The organism is Ruminococcus sp. YRD2003 (assembly GCA_900109435.1).
In the GTDB taxonomy this organism is placed as follows: domain Bacteria; phylum Bacillota; class Clostridia; order Oscillospirales; family Ruminococcaceae; genus Ruminococcus; species Ruminococcus flavefaciens_G.
Map to the genome: position 1 here is coordinate 84,945 of FNZT01000011.1, position 23,519 is coordinate 108,463.

Here is a 23,519-nt window from a genome sequence, read left to right on the forward strand (position 1 = left end):
TTTTGAATTCATCCCCTTGCAGAGCGCCCTTCGGTTTTATTTCGCCGCTCTATAAAACTATAAGCGGCGACCAGAGACGCTGTCTCCGGACTCTGCAAGCCTTTGGAAAGGCTTGAGCGAAACTTTCGGTTTCGCGCGTCAGTCTTTTCAAATCGGTGGATACCTCCGCGCCCCCATAATTACGCATTACGAATTAAAAGGGGGACGCCCTGTAATCGTATTATAGAACGTCCCCTTTAATAATTATTTCTTCAGCTTGACTGCTTCCTTTGCCTTTGCGGCGATGTTGTCCGCCGACAGACCGAACTCCTTGAGGAGGTCAACTGCGGGTCCCGAGTGACCGAACTCGTCGTTCACGCCTATCTTCACTACAGGCACGGGGCAGCATTCCGTAACTGCCTCGGCTACTGCTGAGCCGAGTCCGCCGATGATGCTGTGCTCCTCGGCTGTCACAATAACTCCCGTCTCCTTCGCACACTTGCAGATGAGCTCCCTGTCAAGGGGTTTTATCGTGTGGATATTGACAACGCGCGCGGAAATGCCGTCAGCTGCGAGAGCCTCCGCCGCCTGCATCGCCTCGTTGACCATAAGTCCCGTTGCAACGATGGTAACGTCACTTCCGTCCTTCATGACAACGCCCTTGCCAAGCTCGAACTTGTAGGTCGCTGCGTCGTTGATAACGGGCACTGCGAGACGTCCGAACCGCATATACACGGGTCCGTTGAAGTCGAGCGCCGCCTTTACAGCCGCTCTTGCCTCTACGTCGTCGCAGGGATTGATTATCGTCATGCCAGGGATAGTACGCATGAGCGCGATATCCTCGTTGCACTGGTGGGTAGCGCCGTCCTCGCCGACGGATATGCCCGCGTGAGTTGCGCCTATCTTAACATTGAGGTGGGGGTAGCCGATGGAATTGCGGACTATTTCAAATGCGCGTCCTGCCGCAAACATCGCAAATGTGGATGCGAACGGTATCTTTCCGCAGGATGCGAGTCCCGCGGCAACTCCCATCATATTAGCCTCCGCGATGCCGCAGTCAAAGAAACGGTCGGGGTAAGCCTTCTTGAATATGCCTGTCTTGGTTGCGGCTGCAAGGTCTGCGTCGAGGACTACGAGCTGCGGGTACTCCTCTGCGAGGTCTCTGAGCGCCTCGCCGTAGCTCTCTCTGGTAGCTTTTTTGATAACATCTGCCATTGTCTTAGTCCTCCAATCCCTTTAACTGCGCGCTGAGCTCCGACATTGCCTGCTCGTACTGCTCCTTGTTGGGAGCTGTGCCGTGCCAGCCGACCTGATTTTCCATGAAAGAAACGCCCTTGCCCTTTGTGGACTTCTGCACGATGACTACGGGCTTTCCCGTTACCGCATCTGCCTCGCTGAATGCGCGGTCGATGTCGTCGAAGTCGTGGGCGTCCATTGTTATGACGTGCCAGCCGAATGCCGCAAATTTGTCGGTGATAGGCTCGGGCGAGCATACCTCGCTGATAGGTCCGTCTATCTGCAAGCCGTTGTTGTCAACTACGGCAACGAGGTTGTCGAGCTTCTTGTGTGCCGCGAACATCGCTGCCTCCCATACCTGCCCTTCCTCTATCTCGCCGTCGCCGAGGATAGTGTAGACCTTGTAGGACTTGCCGTCAAGCTTGCCTGCAAGTGCCATTCCGCAAGCCGCCGAGATGCCCTGTCCGAGCGAGCCGCTCGACATATCAACGCCCGGGATATGGATGCAGGGGTGTCCCTGTAAGAGCGCACCGATGTGACGGAGAGACTTTATCTCCTCCTCGGGGAAGTAGCCCTTGAGCGCAAGTACGGAGTACAGCGCGGGGGCTGTGTGTCCCTTGGAGAGCACGAAGCGGTCTCTGTCGGGGGACTCGGGGGCCTTGGGGTCAATGTTCATCTTCACGTTGTAGAGATAGGTCAGTGTGTCGCATATCGAGAGCGAGCCGCCCGGATGTCCCGACTTCGCGTTATATGTGCCCTCGATAACGCCCATTCTCGCCTTGCAGGCGAATTTCTGCAATTCCTTTTTCTTAGATGCGTCCATAATTACCTCCGTTTATTATTCTGCCGACCGCTCACGCAAGTCCGCATTTATTTATGATGATGTCGATAAGCTCCGCTACAGCTCCCTCGTCATTGGTGCGGGTCAGTACCAAGTCCGCAGCCGCCTTGACGCAGTCCTCAGCGTTGGCGGGACAAGCTCCGAAGTCCGCTGCCTGTACCATTTCGAGGTCGTTGTCGAAGTCGCCTATCGAGACGAATGTGAAGTCACTGAAGCCGTCAAGCTTCCTGTACTCCGTAAGAGCCGAGCCCTTGCTCACTCCGAGCGGGAGCATTTCGAGGAAAATGTCCGCCGAGCGCACAAAGTCCGCCTTCTTGTCGAAGCCGAGCTGACGCGTGAGAACCTCCATATGCGGGACGTCCTCGGGTGCGAGCGAAAACAGCACCTTCAGCCAGCCGCCCTCCGCGATGTCGGGGAGTTCGACGTACTCGGGGACTATATTGCACAGCCGCGTGTGGAGCTGTTGGTACTCGGTGTTGCTGAATACGTATGTGCCGTCCGCACGGAGCACCTCTCCGCCCGCCTCGGGCATAGCCTCGAGCAGGCGTATCGCCATTTCCCTGCACTCGGGCGGGAGCGGATGAGTGTAGAGCGTCTCGCCGCGCACGAAATCGTGTATCGCCGCGCCGTTGTACATGATGACGGGCGAGCGAAGGTCGAGCACTTTCAGGAACTGCTCGAACGACTGTATCGTCCGCCCCGTCGCGACGGTGAACCGCCCTCCGAGAGCTGTGAACCGCCCGATAGCGGCGCGGTCGGTGTCGCTTATCTCCTTTTTGGAGTTGAGCAGCGTGCCGTCCATATCGCTGAGCAGTATCACCTTTGATATATCTTCAAACAAATTATCACATCTTTTCAAGCTTGTTCAGCACCGAAACAAAGTAGTCGGGGAGGTCGCTCGTGAACTCCATATACTCGCCTGTCGTCGGGTGGATAAAGCCTATTTTTCGGGCGTGGAGGCACTGTCCCTCAATGCCCTTGAAAGGCTTGCCGTAGACCGCATCGCCGAGGACGGGATGTCCGATGTAGGCGAGGTGAACGCGTATCTGGTGGGTGCGCCCCGTCTCGAGCCGCAGCCTTACGTGCGCGTAACCGCCGTACTGCTTTATCACGCTGTAGTGCGTGACGGCATTGCGGCTGTTCTCGGTCGTGACACACATTTTCTTGCGGTCGGTCTTGTGCCGCCCGATTGGTGCGTCGACCGTGCCCTCCGCCTCCTTGAAGGCTCCGCACGCGACAGCCTCGTACTCACGCGTGAAGCTGTGTGCCTTTATCTGCTCTGCGAGGTGCAGGTGGGAGGCGTCGTTCTTCGCGACGATGAGCAGCCCGCTCGTGTCCTTGTCGATACGGTGGACGATACCGGGACGGATAACGCCGTTTATCCCCGAGAGGCTGTCCCCGCAGTGGTGCAGGAGCGCGTTGACGAGCGTGCCCGTGTAGTTGCCGTGCGCGGGGTGAACGACCATGCCCTTCGGCTTGTTGACCACCAGCAGGTCGGCGTCCTCATAGACGATGTTCAGCGGGATATCCTCAGGAACGGCGTCCATAGCCTGTGGCTCGGGTATCTCTGCCTCTATCGTCTCTCCGCCGCGGAGCTTGTAGTTTTTGCTGACGGGCTTGCCGTCCGCGAGGACCATTCCGTCGGCGATGAGCCCCTGTACGGCTGAACGTGTGAGCTCCGCAATATTGTCCGAAATATACTTGTCTATCCTCGCTCCCGCGGATCCTTCTCCGCAGACGAGCGTGACCTTGTCACTCATTTCCGCTCTCCGTTTTCCCGTCTTCGTGCTTCGCTGCCTTCTTCGCCTTTTCTATCTTCGGGTCAATGAATACCATGTAAATGAGGACGAAGATGAATGCGAATGTCACGCAGATGTCTGCTACGTTGAATATCGCGAAGTGGAAGGGTTTGAATTCAAACATATCAACTACGTAGCCGTAGCGGAAGCGGTCGATGAAATTCCCGATGCCTCCCGCGACGAACAGCATTATCGAAAAAGCAAGGAATTTCGAGCGCTTAAGTGCCCAGAACATTCCCGCCAGACCAAGTACGATTATCAGCAGCGTGAACCCGATAAGGAACCACCTCTGCCCCGACATACTGCCGAAAATGGCGCCGTCGTTCTCGAGGTAGGTCAGGTCGAACACCTTGAAATCGCCGAAGTGTATGAAATCCATGCTTCCGACGGGCTTGAGCGATACCACCGCCCAGTGCTTGACGAGCTGGTCTGCTGCAACAAGCACGGCGATGAGTACAACGAGTATTATCGCCATATTTATCCTTTCGCAAACATTGCCTGCCGCAATCATTGCGGCAGGCAATATCGTTCTAATTTATACTTCAACTGCGACCGCACATCTCTCGCAGAGTGTGGGGTGCGTACTGTTCTTGCCGACTGTGCATGAATAGCACCAGCAGCGCTCGCACTTCTCGCCGTCAGCCTTTGCGACCTCGAAGACGGTCTCTCCCTCGCCCTTTACGGCTTCAACTCCCGAAACGATGAGGATATCCTTTAAGCTGTCAGCAAGCTCCGCATAGCGGGCGAAGTCAGCCTCGGAGGACTTGATGATTATCTTAGCCTCGAGCGACTTGCCGATAGTCTTGGCGTTTCTTGCTTCCTCGAGAGCCTTGTTTGCTCCGAGGCGGGTGTTGTAGATGAAGTCCCACTTGTCGGCGAAATCAGCGCTGAACTCGATTCCGCTCTTCTCGGGCATCTGGTTGAGGAAAACGCTCTCCTTGTCATCAGCAGAGGTGTGCGGCATGAACTGCCATATCTCCTCGGCTGTGAACGAGATTATCGGAGCCGCAAGTCGAGCAAGTGCGCTGAGTATGCGGTACATCGTTGTCTGAGCAGCGCGGCGGAGTTCGCTTGCCTCCTTCTCGCAGTAGAGCCTGTCCTTGATGATATCGAGGTAGAAGTTGGACATATCAACGACGCAGAAGTTATGGATAGCGTGGAAGGCAATGTGGAAATCGTACCTCTCGTAGCCGCCCTTGACGTCGTCGATGAGCTTGTCGAGCTTCATGAGTGCCCATTTATCGAGCTCTGTGAGCTTGTCGTCGGAAACGCTGTCCTTGTCGGGGTCGAAGCCCGAGCCGTTGCCGAGATTTCCGAGTATGAACCTTGCGGTATTGCGTATCTTCTTGTAAGCGTCCGAGAGCTGGCTCAGGATAGGCTTGGAGATACGGATATCGCTGTGATAGTCCGATGAAGCTACCCACAGGCGGAGGATATCCGCGCCGTACTGGTCGGTTATCTCGCTGGGGTCAATGCCGTTGCCGAGCGACTTGTGCATCGTCTTGCCCTCGCCGTCAACTACCCAGCCGTGGGTGCAGACTGCCTTATAGGGGGCAGTGCCCTTGTATACTACGGATGTAAGGAGTGACGACTGGAACCAGCCGCGGTACTGGTCTGCGCCCTCGAGGTAGAGGTCGGCAGGCCATGTGAGGCTGTCGAATTCGTCCATGACAGAGGTATGGGAAACACCGCTGTCGAACCATACGTCCATGATATCGTATTCCTTGGTGAACTCGCCGCAGCCGCACTCGCACTTCACGGATGCGGGGATGAACTCGCTGACTTCCTTCGTCCACCATGCGTCCGAGCCCTCCTTGCGGAAGAGGTCGGCGATAGCTGAGATAGTCTCGTCGGTGACGATGGGCTTTCCGCAGTCCTTGCAGTAGATGACGGGTATCGGAACGCCCCATGTTCTCTGACGGGAGATACACCAGTCGCTTCTGTCGCGGACCATGCCCTTGATGCGGTCCTCGCCCCACTCGGGTATCCACTTAACGGACTCGATAGCCTTGATAGCCTCGTCCTTGAAGCCGTTGACGGAGCAGAACCACTGCTCGGTAGCTCGGTAGATTATCGGGCTGTTGCATCTCCAGCAGTGAGGATACTGGTGGACTATCTTCTGGGTTGCGAGCATTGCGCCGAGCTCTGTGAGCTTGGCGGCGATAGCCTTGTTCGCCTCGTCTGTGTCGAGACCTTCAAACTCGCCTGCCTCTGCGGTCTGCCTGCCCTTGGCGTCTACGCATACGATGATGCCGATGTCGTCATAATTCTTGCAGACCTCAAAGTCCTCGACACCGTAGCCTGGAGCGGTATGTACGCAGCCCGTACCGCTCTCGAGAGTAACGTGGTCGCCGACGATTATCGGGGACGGACGGTCATAGAGCGGGTGCTTTGTCTTCATGCCCTCAAGCTCTGCGCCTGTGAAGATGTGCTCGGTGGTATACTCTGTGATACCCGCAGTCTCCATAGTCGTCTTTACGAGCTCTTCAGCCATTACGTAATACTCGTCGCCTACGTGTACGAGGGTATAGTTATACTCGGGTCCGAGGCAGATAGCAAGGTTGCCCGGGATAGTCCAAGTAGTCGTAGTCCAGATAACGAAATATACCTTTGAAAGGTCAAGACCGAGGGCAGTGAACATACCCTTGTCGTCGGTAACGTTGAACTTTACATAGATAGAGTAGCAGGGGTCGTTGGAGTACTCTATCTCCGCCTCTGCGAGGGCTGTGTTACAATCGGGGCACCAGTAGACAGGCTTGAGTCCCTTGTACATATAGCCCTTCTTCGCCATTGCGCCGAATACTTCGACCTGACGTGCCTCATATGCGGGACGGAGCGTGAGATAGGGGTACTCGTAATCACCGAGCGAGCCCAGTCTCTTGAACTGCTTCATCTGATTGGCAACGTGGGTCATGGCATAGTCATGACAATGCTTTCTCAGCTCTGTCGGGGGGATAGCGCCGTCCTTGACGCCGATAGCCTTCATTGCTTTCAGCTCGATAGGCAGACCGTGAGTATCCCAGCCCGGTACGTAAGGTGCGCAGAAGCCCGACATATTCTTGTACTTCACGATGAAGTCCTTGAGGGTCTTGTTGAGCGCTGTACCGAGATGTATCTCGCCGTTTGCGTAGGGAGGTCCGTCATGGAGAATGAATGTAGGCTTGCCCTTGTTCTTGTCTATCATCTTGTAATAGAGCCTCTCGCTCTCCCATTTTTCAAGGGTCTCGGGCTCTCTCTTTGGCAGATTTCCGCGCATGGGGAATTCTGTCACGGGTAAATTCAGAGTAGCATTGTAATCCTGTGCCATTGTATCCTGAGCGTCTCCGCGTAGGAGCGCTCCTCCTTTCAAGCGATTTCGTTAAAGTTTATCAGTCGTTGACGCCGGCAACAGCGTTGGCGATATCCTCGGCTGTCTCGGTGGTGTCGTCCTCGTCGTAAGCCTCGGGCATTGAAGATATCATCTCAAGGTGAGCCTTGTACATATCAAAGAGGCTCTTCTTGAACTCTGCGACCTGACGGCGTGCGTCAATGAGAGCTTCCTTCTCCTTGGCTATCTCGGCTCTGTTCTTCTCCATTGCCTCTGCGTGCTGACGGACTGCCTCGTCCTCGAGCTGGTCTGCCTTAGCCTGTGCCTCAGCGATTATCTGCTCTGCCTTGTCATTGGCTTCGTTGAGGACCTGATGGCCCTGCTTCTGAGCGCCGAGAAGAGCGTCCTTGAGGGCGTCCTCGTCCTTCATATACTCTCTTACCTTGTCGGCAAGTATCTGTATCTTGTTGTTTGCCTCTGCGCGCTCGCGCTCCATTTCATCGAGCTCAGCCTCGAGCTGGGAGAGGAATTCGTCTATCTCCTCCTGCTTATAGCCAAAGGCTGCCTTCTCGAATCTTTTATTTCTTACGTCCTTTGATGTTATCATGATAAATCACCTCTAAATATATTTCTTCAGAATTATGTGTATACGGCCTTTTTTCGTCTCGCCGTTGATACCTGATAGAATGAATCTTCCGCAGCCTCTAACCGAGAGGATATCGCCCTCGCGTACCTCCCTCGATACCGAATCTGCGGTCAGGTGGTTGACGTCCACCCTGTCAGTGCGGATAAGCTCTGCCGCTTTCTCGCGGCTCACCTTCGCCGCAAGGCTGACGATGCAGTCGAGCCGCAGCGAAGCGACCGTACCGCTCATATCCTGAAACTTCTGAGCATCATCAAGCTCAAACGGACGGTCGTCGGATATTTTCACTCCGACGCGCCCTATCTTCGTCACCGAAGCCGTAACAGACCCGGCGGCGATATCCGTCACGAATGCCTGAGCTTTGCCCTCGCCCGTGACGATATCCCCTATGACCTCGCGCCTCAGCATCTGAGCCATGAACGAGCCGAGAAAGTCCCTGTGCGTGAGCTTGTCCTCCTCGCGGTAGGTAAAGGTCAGGCACTTCATCGGGAACATCTCCCGCACTTCATCGCCGAGGTATTCGGGGTAAACAGCCAGCATTTTCCGCCTTGCACCGTCATAGCCGCCCCACAGCATATAGCTGAGGCCGCCGACGTTCGCCCTGCACCAGAGCTCTGCCTCCGCGCACTGTCTCTCATCGAAGAATGACGAGAACACGGGGGCGTAGTCTCTGCCGCAGCGGCTCACCATATCCGCGAGCCTTGCGAAAAAAAGCTTATCAGGCTGTGCGTTCATCAGATGAACACGCCGTTGTTCTCCAGCTCGCCGACGAGGTCTTCGCCGATGAAGCCGACATTGTAGGGCGTGATGATGTATGTGAGGTTCGCAACCGGCTTGAGGCTTCCGCCGTTAGCGTAGGCAACGCCAACGAGGAAGTCGATTATCCTTCTCTTGTTCTCGGGAGAAGCTGTCTCAAGGTTGAGAACTACGGTCTTCTTGGCGATGAGGTGGTCGGCTATCTGCTTGGCGTCTGTGAAAGCCGAGGGCTTTACGAGAACTACCTGAAGCTGTGCGGTAGTCTGGATATTCACCACCTTGTTCCTTCTGCTTCCAAAGGTGCTTCCGCCCTCACCCGATGCGGCTGCAACAGCCTCCTCGTGCTCGATAGCGGCAGCTGCACGCTCGGCTCTGGGGTCAGCATGGATGGGAGTATCAGCAAAATCAGCTTCCTCATCCTCGGCTGCAAAGAAGAAATCCTTGATATTCTCGAACAGTTTCATAATTTACTCCATTCTCCGCATATTGTTTTATATGTCTGTGACCTGTGCGTCCCATGCGGAGAAACGTACAGGCTTATTGCCGTGATTATCATATCTGCCTTTCGGCAGCTCTGAACTTGTCATGCGGGGCTCACTTTTTTGAGTAGTCCCTTGCTCCGAAGAGCCCCGTGCCTATCCGCACGAGCGTCGAGCCGTGCTTTACGGCGTCGGCATAGTCGTGGGTCATGCCCATGGAGAGCACGTCCATGCTCAGCCCTGCGGAGTTTCTGACTTTGTGAAAGAGCTCCTCCATGCGCCCGAGGAAGATGTCCCCCGAGGCAGGCGGCGGTATGGTCATCAATCCGCGCACTCTCAGGTTCTCCATAGAAGCTGCTGCCTCTATGAGCTCTGCAAGTGAGTCGGGAGCGATACCGCTTTTGGACTCCTCTCCGCCGATATTGACCTCGCAGAGGATATCCATCACTTTATTATGTGCCGAAGCCAGCCTGTTTATTTCCTGTGCCAGCTTAATGCTGTCCACAGACTGTATCATGGTCATCGGCTCTATTATGTATTTGACCTTATTGGTCTGCAAATGTCCTATGAAATGTATCTCGGCAGAGCTGTCATAAGCCTCCTGCTTCGAGAGGAATTCCTGCACCCTGTTCTCGCCGAGCAGCGTTACTCCGAGCTCGACCGCGCGGTTCACGGTCTCGGGAGCGACGGTCTTGGTGACCGCCATGATGCGTATTTCCTCTGCGCGTCTTCCGCATTTATCAGCCGCCTCTGCGATATTTTCGCGGATAGCGGCAAGGTTTTCATTTACATAGCTGAGAGCGTCAGTCATCTGCGTCAACTCCTTCTATCAGGATATCGTCGTACAGAGACAGGTAGGACGGGTCCTCTTCATGTACCTTTGAGAGCACATAATCGCTTCCCTCATAGATAACGTCTATCTTCTTGAAGGTCATCTGTTCGCCCTTCATTATGTACACGCCCTTATAGCTGACTGTAGTGGTCGCGGGCTCTGCGCCGTCCTCGGTCGGTGCGGGAGCGGTCGGGTCGGTCTCTGTCACTTCCGCGAATCGTATGGACTCACGCGGGACTTTCAGACCGTGGTACTCTCCCTTGATTATCTCGCACTTTTCCACGCGGTGCTTGACGAGGTCGTAGTTGAACTGGTCGCACTCGAGGATAATGATACTCTTCGAGGCGTCGCCCTCGTCCCTGACGTCCTTTATCACTGCGCTGAACGTATCGGCGGAGGAATCAAATCTGAGCTTTACGTCGTTGCCTATCGCGTACTCCTTGCGGGAGTTGTCGATAACGCCTGCGAGATACCAGCCGTAGCCGTCTATGAGCTTGCCTACGACCTGCGGGTCGTCGGTCTTGCGGTCGACGATGCTGTTTATCTCGGCGATAGTGAGCTTGTCCAGCTTATCGGGGGTAAGTTCCTTCTCGTAGCCGTCACAATAGCTGACGAAATACGCCGAGCGCGGAGACTTTATCGTCTCTGTGGGCTTGGTGGATTCCGACTTGAGCAGTGCGAGTTCGGAATTGATATCTGTTATCTGCTGATTGAAGCCGCTGACCTGTTTGGTGATTATCTGGTACGTACTCATATCAACGACCAGATCCTCCATATCCCTCTTCAGTGTCTCATAATCATGTGTATCGCGGCTGTAGATGAGACTACGGTAGCTCTCCTCTATGCTCGCGGAGAGCGTCGAGGGCTGGGCGGACTCGATAGTGCCAGGGTTCTGTATCTTCTTGAGGATATCGAGTTCCTTGGTGAGCTTCTCTATTTCCCTGTTTCTGGCTATCTGCTTGTCGTCGGGATATACCTCTGCGATAACTGTGCCGTTTCCCAGCTTGCCGCCGTCGGCTACATTATAGCTGAGGATGCCGCTGCCGCTGTAGAGGCGTACTTCCTCGTCCCTGATGAACACGCCGCTGAGCTCCTTCGAGGCTACGGCGTCCGACATAAGGGCGACAGCAGTTTTTTCCTGCCTGTTGCGGAAATTGTAAACGATACTGATAAATATTATCAGAAGCAGTATGAGGACGCTGTTTCGCAGTATCTTCGAGATAATGCTGCTTTCTGACTTGTTTGTGTTCATTCAATCACCGCTCATTCGCTCTTCTCGGATGTATCGAGGATAGAAACGGGTCTTGCGGGGATTATCGTCGAGATAGCGTGCTTGTATACGAGCTGCTGCTTGCCGTCGCAGTCGAATATTGCTACGTAACTGTCAAATCCTCTTACCATACCCTTGAACTGGAAGCCGTTGGTAAGGATAATGGTAACGACGATCTTTTCCTTTCTGCACTGGTTGAGGAAAACATCCTGTAAATTGATCGTTTTGTTCATACACATTCTCCATTCCTTTGTAGTTTTTCACGCCCGCGGGAGCATAGTGCCGTCCGCGAGAGGGCATACCTATCCCATAAGGATAAAAATACACACAATACATTATATCATACTCTTCCGTATTTTGCTATAGCTTTTTTGGAATTTTCTAAAATTTCATAATTTTTACTAAAATCGTCCGCAACTATCCACCTGATACGTTCATTTCTCCTAAACCATGTGAGCTGTCTTTTCGCGTAACGGCGCGTTTCCTGCTTTATCTTGTCAATGCACTCGTCAAGGGGCATCTCTCCCTCAAAGTACGGTATCAGTTCCTTGTAGCCTATGGCGTTGGCGGCTGTGCGAAGGTTGCCCTCGCTGTAGACGGCACGTGCCTCTTCGATAAGTCCTGCACGCACCATTTCGTCAACACGGTGGTTTATCCGCTCGTACAGAACAGCTCTGTCTGCGGCATTCAGCCCGAGTATAAGCGAGTCGTAGGGGCTCTCCTCTGCGATGCTCTCCGCTTTGAGCTCGCTGAACAGTCTGCCCGTAACGTGTATGACCTCGAGCGCTCTCACCACGCGGACGGTGTTGTTCATATGTATGGACTCCGCCGCCGCGGGGTCTGCACGTACAAGCTCCGCGTAGAGCGCTTCGCTGCCCTGCGTGCGGGCGAGGGCGTGCAGCTTCTCACGGTAGTCGGGGTCGCTCTTCATCTCGGAAAACTGCACGTTATTGAGCAGCGAATCCACGTACAGCCCTGTTCCGCCGACGATAACGGGGAGCTTTCCCCTGCCGAGGATATCAGCGATGACCTCGCGCGCCATTTTCACGTAATCTGCCGCAGAAAACGGCGTATCGCGGTCTATCACGCCGATGAGATGGTGCGGGATGCCCTGCATCTCCGCTTTCGTCGGCTTCGCGGAGGCGATGTCCATTCCCTTGTATATCTGCATGGAATCGGCTGAAACTACCTCGCCGCCGTATTCCTTCGCGAGCTCCGCGCCGAGACGTGTCTTGCCCGAGGCGGTCGGGCCTACCACTGCGAGGACGAAGGGCTTATTTGATTTATCCATGTCAGCCTCCAAAAATAAAAGTTGCAGACGCCCAAAGGACGCCCCTACAATATGCCGCCACAGCAATCGTGCGAGACGCGGGCGAGCGGAACTCGCCCCTACAATCGTTTTCTCCCGAACAGATTCAAAAAGGCGCGGGCGCACATTGTGCGCCCCTACATTTGCTGTTTAGTTTTAACAAATTTGACGCGCAGAATTTATGCGTTCCTACAAGGTTTATGCCGCGTGCTTTTCTTCCTCGTTGTCGTCGTCGACTATCTCCTCGGCGACAGTCTGCGCTACATCGCCGAAAACGTGCGTGCAGATCTCGGTCAGAGCCTTCGCGCAGACCGTAGCCGCGAGCACTCCGGGTACGAAGGCGATGCAGAATATCACAGCCGTCCGCACAAGGCGGTTCTTGCTCCTCGCGATATGCGGCTTCCTGAAAAATATAAACGTAACAAGCACGAAAGCGACAGCGAACATCACTGCCGTCACTATCAGTTTATTGCTTACGTGGAATTCCATTGGTATTCTCCTTATGTCCGTCTGAACTGGTGGTCGATATTATATTTTGTCATCGTGAACATCACGGGGCGTCCGTGCGGACAATGCCTGATGTTCTCATTGTAGCAGACCTGCTCCGCGAGCGCTTGCAGCTCCTCGGGCGTGCTCTTGTCATTTGCCTTTATCGCCGATTTACAGGCGACTGTGTGCAGCATATCGTCGAGCAGCCCCGACTGTGGGTCTGCCTTGTGCATACGAAGATTGTTCGCGACCTCGCAGATGATGTCCTCTATGTCTGCCTCCATTATGAAGGTGGGGACAGCCGTCGCGACGATGCACGGTCTCTGCGAGAAATCAAACGTGAAACCGAGGTCGGCAAGAAGCTCCTGCTGGCTCTCCATCGCGTCTATCTCCTCCGCCGTGAGCAGCACCTTTATCCCTGTGAGCAGATTCTGGCTGTACTGGCGGCAGTTGCGGCTTCTCAGACGCTCGAAGATGATGCGCTCGTGAGCCGCGTGCTTATCTATCATTATCATTTTGCCCGCGCTCTCGCATATCACATAAAGCCCGAATGCCTCGCCGATGACCTTGATATCGGGGAATTCTTCGTGCAGTGCGTCCGCGGGCTCCGCCTTGACCTCCTCCGCGGGTGCGGCAGGCTTCGCAAAGGAGCTCGCGCTGATGTAGGTGAAGCCCTCTATCGGAGCCGCCGAAACACTCTCGGGCTCGGGCTCGGGAGCCGCGGCAGGCTTGGTTTCGGGAAGCGGCGGCTTGGGTTCGGACTTCGCAGCCGTCACGCCGCTCTCGCCGAAATGCTCGAACGGACGTATGCTCACGACCTCAGCTTCGTCGCGCTCGACCTTCACAGGCGGAGTATAGGCAGGCTTTTCGGGGACTTTCACCGCTGTCTCGTGTGCGGCGAGCTCCTGCTCCTTTTTCGCTATCTCCTCCACGGGCGTGAACATCGACATCTGTTGGAGTGGCTTCTCTTCGGGAACAGGCGCTGTCCAGTCGGTGCGGGACTTGAGCTCGAATTCGTATATCAGTCCGTCGTTCATGAGGGCGTTCTTCACAGCGAAATATATCGCGTCCGATACCGTTTTTTCGTCGGTAAAGCGCACCTCAGCCTTTGCGGGGTGGATATTGACGTCCATTGCCGAGGGTGCGAGGTCTATCATCATCACGCAGGCGGGGAACTTCCCTGTCATTATCATATTCGAGTAGGCGTTCTCGAGTGCAGCCGAGCACAGCCGCGACCTGACATATCTGCCGTTGACGAAGAAGTTCTGCAATGCCCTGTTATTGCGGGAATACAGCGGTTTTATCACGTAGCCGCTGACGTGTATCCCATTGTACTCATAGTCGCAGGGGATGAGGTCGCGTGCAAAATCGCGCCCGTAGACTGCATATACCGCCGAAAACAGCTCGCCGTCGCCCGCAGAGTTGAACTCCATGCGGTTGTCGCGTATGAGCTTGAATGCGACAGACGGGTGCGAGAGCGCGGTCTTTTGCATTATATTGCTGATCGCGTTGGCTTCGGTGACGTCCTTCTTCATGAACTTCGCCCTCGCGGGGACGTTGTAGAAGAGGTCGCGTATTATTATGGTCGTGCCGTCGGGACAGCCGCCCCTATCGTGCGATCTCTCCACGCTTCCCTCAATGGTGTAGAGGGTGCCGTACTCGTCCTCGCGGCGCTTTGTCATCACTTCCACCCTCGCCACTGCCGACACCGAGGCAAGTGCCTCTCCGCGGAAGCCGAGGGTGCGGATATCGTCAAGGTCTTTTTTTGTAACTATCTTGCTCGTCGCGTGGCGGAGAAAAGCCGTCGGCACGTCACCGAACGCCATGCCGCAGCCGTCGTCCGTGACACGCATATATGTTGTTCCGCCGTTCTTCATCTCGACGGTGATATGGGTCGCGCCCGAATCTATGGAGTTCTCAACAAGCTCCTTTATTACGGAGGCGGGGCGCTCTATGACCTCGCCTGCGGCTATGAGCTCGGATATCTCCTTGCTCAGTACGTTGATATGCGGCATAGCGTACTCCTTTATTTATTATATTCTATTGAAAGCATATCCAAAACAGATATCATAGCTTCTTTGTTATCCTTTGAATAATGCTCCAATTCATTGATTCTTAGATTGTTTTCAACATCAAGTTCAATAAAAAGCTGTTTAATATTCTGCATTTTCATTCTAATAGAGGAAAGTGGTATATCACTGCCTATAGCAATAAAAATGGAATGAAGTTTTTCTATAAATTCAAACGGATCACAGCCGTTTTTCTTTATCACATATTCACTTACACAGCTTAAGCAACATATTATATTTTCTTCCTTCGACCAAATATGCTTCGCCATACTATTACCTCAATTATTAATAACATTCAACATATCTTTTAACAAGCCTCTGCATTCCTCGTCGGAAAGCTCATCTATATTGGTGCGTTCGAGCATTCCGAGAGCGGCTTCGCGTCCGAGACTGCCGAAGCTTATCTGTCCGCCGTCGTCGCGCGCCGCAGCAGTACGCTCGGAGGCGTGAGCGCGCTCCATCTCTTCGAGCAGGTCCTTCGCCCTCGCGACTACCTTGCCCGGAAGTCCCGCAAGCTTCGCGACGTCTACTCCGTAGCTCTCGTCAACTCCGCCGCGCACTATCTTGCGCAGGAAGCGTATCGTGCCGCCGTGCTTGTTCACCGCGATGCTGTAGTTCTTCACGCCCTCAAGCTCGTTTTCAAGCTCTATCAGCTCATGATAGTGAGTCGCGAACAGAGTCTTGCAGCCCAGCTTCTTCGATGTGCAGATGTGCTCCGCGACCGCCCGCGCTATGCTCACGCCGTCAAATGTGGACGTACCGCGTCCGACCTCGTCAAGTATGACAAGGCTGTCGGGTGTGGCGTTTTTCAGTATATCGGACACCTCGCTCATCTCTACCATGAACGTTGACTGTCCTGCGGTGAGGTCGTCGGAGGCGCCCACACGGGTGAATATCTTGTCAACGACCGATATCTTTGCGGAATCTGCGGGCACGAAGCTGCCTGTCTGCGCCATTAATACTATCAGCGCGACCTGACGCATATACGTCGATTTACCCGACATATTCGGTCCTGTGATTATCGCCATGCGGTCGGCTTTCTTGTCGATGTAGGCATCGTTGGGCACGAACATCTCGTCCTCGAGCATGAGCTCAACTACGGGGTGACGCCCCGCCTTGATGTCAATAGCACCGTCTATTGCGATATCGGGCTTTACATAGTTGTTCCTGAGGGCGACGTCCGCAAACGAGCAGAGTACGTCCACCGCAGCGACCGCCGAAGCCGTTTTCTGTACGGGTTCGAGACGAGTCGCGAGGAAGTCCCTGACCTCCGCGAATATGTCCGCTTCGAGCTGGAGCGCCTTGTCCTTGGCTCCGAGTATCGAATTTTCGGCGTTTTTCAGCTCCTCGGTGATGAAACGCTCGGCATTCGCAAGGGTCTGCTTGCGTATCCAGTCCTCGGGAATGAGGTCGTAGTACGAGCGAGTGACCTCCAGATAGTAGCCGAACACGCGGTTATAGCCTATTTTCAGGTTCTTTATCCCTGTCTCGTCCTTCTCGCGCTGCTCTATTTCGGCAATGATGTCCTTGCCGTGCTTCATTATGTGACGGAGCGAGTCGAGCTCCTCGTTGAAGCCGTCCCTGATAACACCGCCGTCTTTAACGGATATCGGCGGCTCCTCCATTATCGCGTTCTCCACGAGCTTCACTATCTCATCGAGCGTGGATATCTCGCTGTCGAGCCTTGCAAGCAGCTTCGAGCTGCCGCTAAGTCCCGCAAGCTCCTTTTTCAGCGCGGGAAGCTGCATCGCCGTCGCTGACAGCGAGCGGAGGTCGCGCGGGGTAGCCGACTTGTACATCACCTTCGTCATCAGGCGCTCGAGGTCATATACCCTTTCAAGAAGAGCCTGCATATCCGCAAGTGTCACGCTCTTTCTGTAGAGCGCCTGTACCGCGTCAAGACGCTCGATTATACGAGCAGGGCTCTTCAGCGGCTGCTCTATCCAGCTTCGCAGCATCCTGCGCCCCATTGAGGTCTTTGTCGAATCAAGCACCCACATCAGCGAGCCCTTCTTCTCCTTGCTGCGCATGGTCTCGGTCAGCTCGAGGTTGCGGCGCGCGTTGAGGTCGAGCCCCATGTAGGCGTCGCCCTGCATGAGCTGTATCGCAGTAAAGCGCGATACTGTGGCTTTCTGCGTCTCGCGTATGTAGTCAAAAAGTCCGCACACGGCATAACAGTCCGCGCCGTCCTCGGATATGCCGAGCTCGGGCATGGACTTGACGCCGAAGACCTCCTTCACGTAATCTATTCGGTCGGGCGTCCTGAAGCATACCGTGTCACGCAGGGTCACGGCACATTCAAGGCGTATTTTTACGAACTCCGCCACAGTTTTCATCGAGAGAAAGTTCTCGGGGAATATCATCTCCGCGGGGCGGCAGCGGGAAAGCTCGTTTATCACGTCGGCTTCCATGTCCTTGCCCTCAAAAACGCAGAGAGAAGCTTCGCCCGTCGATATATCGGCTGTCGCGACTCCGCAGGTCTTGTTCTCCTCATCGTAGTAGACACTGCACAGGTAGTTGTTCGAGCCGTCGTCGAGCATACTCGAATCCGTCAGCGTTCCCGGGGTGACTACGCGGATAACATCGCGGACAACTATCCCCTTCGTCTCCGCAGGGTCGGTGAGCTGCTCGCATACCGCCACCTTGAAGCCCATATCTATGAGCTTCTTTATGTATACATCAGCGGCGTGGTAAGGGACACCGCACATCGGCGCACGCTCCTCGAGACCGCAGTCCCTGCCCGTGAGCGTCAGCTCGAGTGCCTTCGATACCGCTATCGCGTCGTCGAAGAACATCTCGTAGAAGTCGCCGAGCCTGAAAAACAGCACGCAGTCCGCGTACTTGTCCTTGACCTCGAAATACTGCTGCATCATCGGCGATATCTTGCTTCTGTCGATATCCATTATCTTTTCTCCTTATCGTGGATTTGTAGGGGCGCATTCCGTGCGCCCGTGTTCATTCGGTCATTCGCGGGCGAGCGGAACTCGCCGCTACAATCGGTAGCCGTTGGTTTGTCGGTATATTGCGGGCGGATAATATCCGCCCCTACAGTCTGAGTTGGTTTGTCGGTATATTTGCGGAACGCCGAGGCGGCGTTCCCTACATTTGGTAGCCGTTGGTTTGTCGGTATATTGCGGGCGGATGATATCCGCCCCTACAGTCTGAGTTGGTTTGTCGGTATATTTGCGGAACGCCGAGGGCGGCGTTCCCTACATTTGGTAGCCGTTTGTTTTGCGGTATAATGGTGGGACGTCGGGTGACTCCCTACAGTGTAGGGAGATGTCAGCGAAGCTGACAGAGGGTACGGGCGGCTGTTAGCCGCGCCGTCCCCTACATTTGGTAGCCGTTGGTTTGTCGGTATATTGCGGGCGGATAATATCCGCCCCTACAGTCTGAGTTCTGAGTTCTGAGTTCTGCGTACTCAGTGGCAGCCGCCGCAGGTCGCACAGCTGCCCGTGCAGCCCGTTGACGGCTCGCAGGTGGCAGGGTCCTCACCGTTGGCTGACATGGTGATTATCTGCTGCATATTGTTCACCAGCGCCTCCAGTGACTTCTGCGCCGCTGTGAACACTATCATGTTCTTGTTCGACATTATCTTGTTGTATGTCGCCTTGATGTTCTCGTCAAGCTCCTTCACCTTGTCGGTATCCTTGTTCTCCTTCGTGAGCTCCATGCTCAGGTCGTAGCGCATCTTCTCGAAGCTGTCTATCTGCTCCTGAAGCTCCTCGTCGCCGTCGTTTACCTGCTTCGCGAGCATATACGCGATGTATCTGTCGTCAGTCTGGAGAGCCTTTCCGAGCTCCCTCGTCATTTCAATAATATCCATTTCTTTCTCCTTTTTTATCTCAGCCAGCCGTTATCATAGTTGAAATCGAGGACAAGTCCGTCCTGCTCCTCTGCCTCGCTGTATGCGTAGTTGTAATACGACTTCGGCTTGCTGTCCTTATCCATATTATACGCGCTGATGTAGTCCAGACGCCATACGGAGTTGTCCCACTCTACGTCCTCATAATCCTCGTCAGCTTTGAGCTCGTGCTCCAGTTTTCTGCGCTCGCTGAAGGTGAAATCGTCGCCCAGCGTGAACCAGCGTATCGTCATATAGCCCATGTGTCCCTGCACGAGAACAAATGCGCGGTTGTCGGCGTCTTCGGAATCGTCCTCGGCAAATACGGCGTGACCTCCTCCGACCTCGCCTACCTTTTTCAGCTTGGCGTCGAGGTCTACCGTGTAGACCGTCACCATCATATCAGCCTCGCACGTGCCGTGATTGAAAATCAGCTCGGGTATCCTGTCATTGTCGATGTCGTAGAGCACGTAGTCTATCATGACCGTGCCGTCGTTGGCGTTGTATGTCTCGTCCCACACGCGCTGTACCTCCGCCTTGTAGAGCTCAGCATAGCTGTCGAGCCTGTCGGTGAACGAAGCCGTGCCGCCAGAGGGAGCTGTGGCTGTCGCCGATGTTGTCGTTGTAGCGGCTGTGGTGGTCGCCTTTGTAGTTGTAGCCCTTGTAGTCGTTGCAATCGTGGTGGTCGTCTCGGGCTCTGTCGCGGGCTCTGTCGCGGGCTCTGTGGTGGTCTCCGCCTCCGTCGCGGGAACACTCACAGGGGCGGGCTTGCTTATCTCCTCGTTCGGCTCGTCAACTCCGCAGCCCGCGAGAAGTATCGCCGTCAAACATGAAAGTGCCAAAAACTTTTTCATAGCTATTCCTCCTGCTTATTTCTGTATCCGTCTGCCTATGACTGCCCAGTTCATCGCCGCGGTTATCTCGACGTCGACAAACTGTCCTATCAGCGTGCTGTCACCCTCGAACTCAACGATGATGAACTCGTCGCTCTTGCCCGTCACATAGCCATCGTGCTTCTTCGATATGTCGTCTGCCAGTACACGCATCCTTCTGCCGATGAAGCGCTTGTAGTGCTCCGTCGATATGCCGCGCTGCACCTCAAGGAGGCGGCGCATCCGCTTTCCCTTCTCCTCGTCGGTGATACTGTCGGGCATTTCTGCTGCCTTCGTGCCCGTGCGCTTCGAGTAGATGAAAGAGTAGATGTTGTCGTACCTCACCCTTTCCATTATAGCAAGTGTCGCCTCAAAATCTTCGTTTGTTTCATCAGGGAAACCGACTATTATATCCGTCGTCAGTGAAAAATCAGGGTCGCGGCGGCGTATCTCGTCCACTATCGCAAGGTAGCTCTCCGCTGTGTATCGCCTGTTCATGCGGCGCAGCACATCATCGCTGCCGCTCTGTACGGGAAGATGCAGGTGCTTCGCGACCTTGTCACATTCAAATATCGCGTCTATCAGCTCATTTGATGCGTCCTTCGGGTGAGAGGACATGAAGCGTATACGGAAGTCTCCCTCTATCGCGTTCAGCCTCCGCAAAAGCTGTGGGAAGCTCATCTCTCCGCCGAGGTCATTGCCGTAGGAGTTGACGTTCTGTCCGAGCAGCATTATCTCCTTGTAGCCGTCCCGCACGAGACCTTCCACCTCGGAAATGATGTCCTCGGGACGGCGGCTGCGCTCTCTGCCGCGCACGTACGGCACGATGCAGTAGGTGCAGAAGTTGTTGCAGCCGAACATTATTGGCACGCTCGCTTTGAAGCTGCTCTCGCGCACCTGCTCTGCCTCCGCCGAGAAATCGTCGTATTCCGCTATATCAGCCGAGAACTTCACTCCCCGCAGGCTGTCCAGCAGCAGCTTCGGAAGCCCGTTTATCGCAGATGTGCCGAGCACGAAGTCGACCTGCGGGTATGACTTCTTTATCTTTTCCGCAATATGGCTCTGAGCCGTCATGCAGCCCGCTATGCCGATGATGAGCGAGGGCTTCTGCTCTTTCAGCTTCTTCATGCTGCCTACTATGCCGAATACCCTGTCCTCCGCATTCTCGCGGACGGCGCAGGTGTTGAGTATGATAAGGTCGGCTGTGGATTCGTCCTCCGTAAAGCCGTATCCCATTTTTTTGAGCTGTCCCTTGAGCTTCTCGCCGTCGGAGACATTCAGCTGACAGCCAAAGCTCCGCACGTATGCAAGGGGTGTTTTATCGCCGAGAAGGCGCTTTATTTCGTCTATTATCACGGTGTTATCGTTCAACTTCCATGTACCTCCCCGAACATTTTCCGCCAATATATCATTATAACACAAGTCGGGAAGTCTTGCAAGTGGCGAAACGTACAAAATATATCCACGTTACCGCAGACAGAGACGCATAAAAAAGCACCCGAGCGCTCTCGGGTGCTTTTTCGCTTATTTGCTCGTTTCGGGAAGGTCGGATATCACCTTCGCGTCAAGACGCTGTATCGCAAGCGCGTCCTTCGCTGTCACGCCGTCGCCGACATCACAGCAGTCCGCATTCGCCGCTCCCTCGGGAGTGAGCGCGTACTTGTCCTTGTTCGCCAGTGCCTGAAGTATCGCTACTGCGTCCGCTACCGTTACCTTCTTATCACAGTTGGCATCGCCGATGAGCGTCACCTTGCCTGCGGAGGTCGAAGCTGTAGTTGCAGTCGCGGAGGCAGTGGTGGTCGTCGTCCTGGACGTTGTCGCCGCGGACGAGGTCGTGCTCGTCGGAGCTGTGCCGCCATTGAAAAGGTCGGCGGGAAGCTCATCGAGCGTGATGCAGTAGTCACTGTTGTAGAGAGCCTTCAGCTCTGCGTGGTCCTGATACTTCTCGCCGCTTACGAAGGGGGTCTCGGGTGTGTCGTACCACGGGCAGAAGTACAGCCAGTCGGCGTGCTCGACCTGCATATTCGTCATGCTCGGTACGGAGTCGTTCTCTGCCATTGCTACCATTTTATTGCCCTTGACATAGCCGTGTATCTTGTAGAAGATGCCTGCCTCGGCGTCGAGGTTGGGTCCCGAGGTCTTGCCGTCGTGGCGGTTGTACTGGGTGTTGTACTTGTCAAATGCGACTATGTCGACCCTGTCGTCGCCCGAGTACCACTCAGCTGACGAATCCGACCACGCGTAGAGGTTCTGCTCCCATATCAGGTTGTGCAGACCGTACTCGTTTTCGAGGGTGTCCTGTAAGAGCGCCCATATCTGCTTGTAGACTACTGCGCCTTCCTTTGCCCACCAGAACCATGCTCCCGAGCCGTCTATCGGGTCGTCGGTGTGGCTCGGGTTGCCCTCTGCCTCGTGGAAAGGACGGAATATCACGGGAACTCCCGCGTCCTGAAGCTTTTTCAGCTCTGCCGCGAGGTTCTTCATACACAGCTGGAAATACTCGTACTCGACTGTGCCCTCGACCATGCAGTTCGCGGTCTTGAAGTCGGTCTTTTCGGTGTATGTCGTCTTGGAGAAGTCGAGCGGCTCGCCAAGAGTATAGTCTGCGAGAACTGTCGGGACGTTCACGTGCCATGAAGCTGTGCATATGCCGCCCTTTTCGTTCGTCCACTCTATCATTCGTCCCGCAACACCGTCGTCCCATGCGTAGCACGGGCAGTAGCTTCCAAAATCGAAGCCCTGTATCGCGGGATATTTGCCTGTGAGGTCGTGTATGAGGTTTACGTCAAGGTCGTAGTTGTTGTAGGTGTAGTTGCGGTTCTGCGTGCTGTAGGTGTAGACCTGACCGTCGGGGCCCGTGCAGTGCCACGGGAACTTGTGACCCTGCTCATCCTTGTCGTAGCTCTCGGGGTCTATTTCGTATTCGACGCCGTCCTGGTCGGTACACTTGTCGGCGTTCTCGTCGTAGCGTATCGTGGTCTGTATCGTGTTTCCGCCGCCGTATATCTGCTGCTGTCCCGAGAGGATATTCGTGCCGTAGACGCTGTGAAGATACTTCATCACAGCCTTTGCCTCGGGAATGGCGTCGGGGTCGCAGAGCTCGTCCGTTGCCTTCGAGAGGTCGGGGAACACTGCCTCAGAGACGGTCACGGTGTCTATCGCCATGTAGCCGTACTCGTTGATGAATTCAATGGTGTTCACGCCCTTGTTGAGACGTATCATGCCGAAGTCGTAGTCGCGCCACTCTGCGGAATAACCCGCCTGTATCGTGTACTTCACGCCGTTTACCTTGACCGCCTGCTGACGCGCTCCGCCTTCGCCGCTGAGTATCTGGGCTCCGCGCACTGTGAGCTGATACATCGCGTCCTCGGGGACTGTCACCTCAAAAGAGCCCGATGCATTCGTGAGGTACCAGAAGCCCTCGCCCGAATAATCGGGTATCTTCGTTTCGTAGATGGACGTCCAGAGGTCGGCGCCCTCCAAGTCCTCACCCTCGATGGTGTACGGGAAGACGGTGTCCGCCGCCTGTACGGGAGCGGCATACGGTACGCCTGCCGCAGTGACAGCCGCAGCCGATACGGCTGACAGGAGCTTGCAAATGATTTTTTTCATGTTTTTTCCCTCCGATAAAATTATCCCTCGTTATGTTCTTTTAAGCTGCGCCTAAACAGCTTTTTAGATTAAATCCACTTTAATTATAGTCACGATAAAGTATTATTTCAAGAACTTTTTATGAACAGTATAAAAAATCGTTGCATTCACCAAATCCACAGTTTGATTTTGCACATATAAAG

General features: G+C 54.7%; 21 protein-coding genes. All 21 read right to left on the minus strand.

The window, feature by feature from the left end; translation table 11 throughout:
- Nucleotides 1–243 precede the first annotated feature (243 nt).
- The 21 genes from BMX22_RS10460 to BMX22_RS10560 all read right to left on the minus strand — a co-directional run bounded on the left by BMX22_RS10460 (nt 244) and on the right by BMX22_RS10560 (nt 23,337).
- Nucleotides 244–1,194, minus strand: a complete 951-nt coding sequence (locus BMX22_RS10460) for a transketolase family protein (RefSeq protein WP_074742398.1) — start codon at nt 1,192–1,194, stop codon at nt 244–246.
- A 4-nt stretch (nt 1,195–1,198) separates the two neighbouring features.
- Nucleotides 1,199–2,038, minus strand: coding sequence for a transketolase (locus tag BMX22_RS10465; RefSeq protein WP_074742399.1), 840 nt, complete (start codon nt 2,036–2,038; stop codon nt 1,199–1,201).
- A 31-nt stretch (nt 2,039–2,069) separates the two neighbouring features.
- On the minus strand, nt 2,070–2,897 hold the full coding sequence (locus BMX22_RS10470; RefSeq protein ID WP_074742400.1) for a Cof-type HAD-IIB family hydrolase: 828 nt from the start codon (nt 2,895–2,897) through the stop codon (nt 2,070–2,072).
- A gap of 4 nt (nt 2,898–2,901) precedes the next feature.
- The gene (locus BMX22_RS10475) at nt 2,902–3,816 is read right to left on the minus strand and encodes an RluA family pseudouridine synthase (protein WP_074742401.1); all 915 of its coding nucleotides are present in this window, start codon (nt 3,814–3,816) and stop codon (nt 2,902–2,904) included.
- Nucleotides 3,809–4,330, minus strand: a complete 522-nt coding sequence (gene lspA / locus BMX22_RS10480) for a signal peptidase II (protein WP_074742488.1) — start codon at nt 4,328–4,330, stop codon at nt 3,809–3,811. Before lspA ends, BMX22_RS10475 begins: the two co-directional genes overlap by 8 nt.
- A 60-nt stretch (nt 4,331–4,390) precedes the next feature.
- On the minus strand, nt 4,391–7,162 hold the full coding sequence (gene ileS / locus BMX22_RS10485; RefSeq protein ID WP_074742402.1) for an isoleucine--tRNA ligase: 2,772 nt from the start codon (nt 7,160–7,162) through the stop codon (nt 4,391–4,393).
- 61 nt (nt 7,163–7,223) lie between these two features.
- Nucleotides 7,224–7,769 carry a DivIVA domain-containing protein gene (locus tag BMX22_RS10490; protein ID WP_074742403.1) on the minus strand — a complete coding sequence of 182 codons (546 nt, stop codon included), beginning with the start codon at nt 7,767–7,769 and terminating at the stop codon, nt 7,224–7,226.
- Between the two features lie 12 nt (nt 7,770–7,781).
- The gene (locus BMX22_RS10495) at nt 7,782–8,540 is read right to left on the minus strand and encodes an RNA-binding protein (RefSeq protein WP_074742404.1); all 759 of its coding nucleotides are present in this window, start codon (nt 8,538–8,540) and stop codon (nt 7,782–7,784) included.
- Nucleotides 8,540–9,025, minus strand: coding sequence for a cell division protein SepF (locus tag BMX22_RS10500; protein ID WP_074742405.1), 486 nt, complete (start codon nt 9,023–9,025; stop codon nt 8,540–8,542). The genes BMX22_RS10495 and BMX22_RS10500 overlap by 1 nt, the downstream gene beginning before the upstream one ends.
- 130 nt (nt 9,026–9,155) lie before the next feature.
- A complete protein-coding gene (locus tag BMX22_RS10505; protein ID WP_074742406.1) occupies nt 9,156–9,851 on the minus strand; it encodes a YggS family pyridoxal phosphate-dependent enzyme in 696 nt (231 codons plus the stop codon).
- Complete coding sequence (locus BMX22_RS10510) at nt 9,844–11,124, minus strand: HlyD family efflux transporter periplasmic adaptor subunit (protein WP_074742407.1); 1,281 nt, start codon at nt 11,122–11,124, stop codon at nt 9,844–9,846. Before BMX22_RS10510 ends, BMX22_RS10505 begins: the two co-directional genes overlap by 8 nt.
- 11 nt (nt 11,125–11,135) lie before the next feature.
- Complete coding sequence (hfq, locus tag BMX22_RS10515; RefSeq protein ID WP_031559851.1) at nt 11,136–11,375, minus strand: RNA chaperone Hfq; 240 nt, start codon at nt 11,373–11,375, stop codon at nt 11,136–11,138.
- A 107-nt stretch (nt 11,376–11,482) separates the two neighbouring features.
- Nucleotides 11,483–12,433: a tRNA (adenosine(37)-N6)-dimethylallyltransferase MiaA gene (gene miaA / locus BMX22_RS10520; RefSeq protein ID WP_074742408.1), complete on the minus strand. Its 951-nt coding sequence runs from the start codon at nt 12,431–12,433 to the stop codon at nt 11,483–11,485.
- Between the two features lie 216 nt (nt 12,434–12,649).
- Entirely contained in the window at nt 12,650–12,940 is a 291-nt protein-coding gene (locus tag BMX22_RS10525; RefSeq protein ID WP_074742409.1) for a hypothetical protein, read from the minus strand.
- A gap of 11 nt (nt 12,941–12,951) precedes the next feature.
- A complete protein-coding gene (gene mutL, locus BMX22_RS10530) occupies nt 12,952–14,955 on the minus strand; it encodes a DNA mismatch repair endonuclease MutL (RefSeq protein WP_074742410.1) in 2,004 nt (667 codons plus the stop codon).
- A gap of 11 nt (nt 14,956–14,966) precedes the next feature.
- Nucleotides 14,967–15,278 (minus strand): hypothetical protein, encoded by a 312-nt coding sequence (locus BMX22_RS10535; protein WP_074742411.1) that lies wholly within the window; start codon nt 15,276–15,278, stop codon nt 14,967–14,969.
- A 9-nt stretch (nt 15,279–15,287) separates the two neighbouring features.
- On the minus strand, nt 15,288–17,912 hold the full coding sequence (gene mutS / locus BMX22_RS10540) for a DNA mismatch repair protein MutS (RefSeq protein ID WP_074742412.1): 2,625 nt from the start codon (nt 17,910–17,912) through the stop codon (nt 15,288–15,290).
- Between the two features lie 518 nt (nt 17,913–18,430).
- The gene (locus BMX22_RS10545) at nt 18,431–18,835 is read right to left on the minus strand and encodes a YlbF family regulator (RefSeq protein WP_074742413.1); all 405 of its coding nucleotides are present in this window, start codon (nt 18,833–18,835) and stop codon (nt 18,431–18,433) included.
- Nucleotides 18,836–18,849: 14 nt separating this feature from the next.
- Nucleotides 18,850–19,707 (minus strand): hypothetical protein, encoded by an 858-nt coding sequence (locus BMX22_RS10550; protein WP_074742414.1) that lies wholly within the window; start codon nt 19,705–19,707, stop codon nt 18,850–18,852.
- Between the two features lie 15 nt (nt 19,708–19,722).
- Complete coding sequence (gene miaB, locus BMX22_RS10555) at nt 19,723–21,096, minus strand: tRNA (N6-isopentenyl adenosine(37)-C2)-methylthiotransferase MiaB (protein ID WP_074742415.1); 1,374 nt, start codon at nt 21,094–21,096, stop codon at nt 19,723–19,725.
- Nucleotides 21,097–21,249: 153 nt separating this feature from the next.
- Nucleotides 21,250–23,337: a glycosyl hydrolase gene (locus BMX22_RS10560; protein WP_074742416.1), complete on the minus strand. Its 2,088-nt coding sequence runs from the start codon at nt 23,335–23,337 to the stop codon at nt 21,250–21,252.
- Nucleotides 23,338–23,519 lie beyond the last annotated feature (182 nt).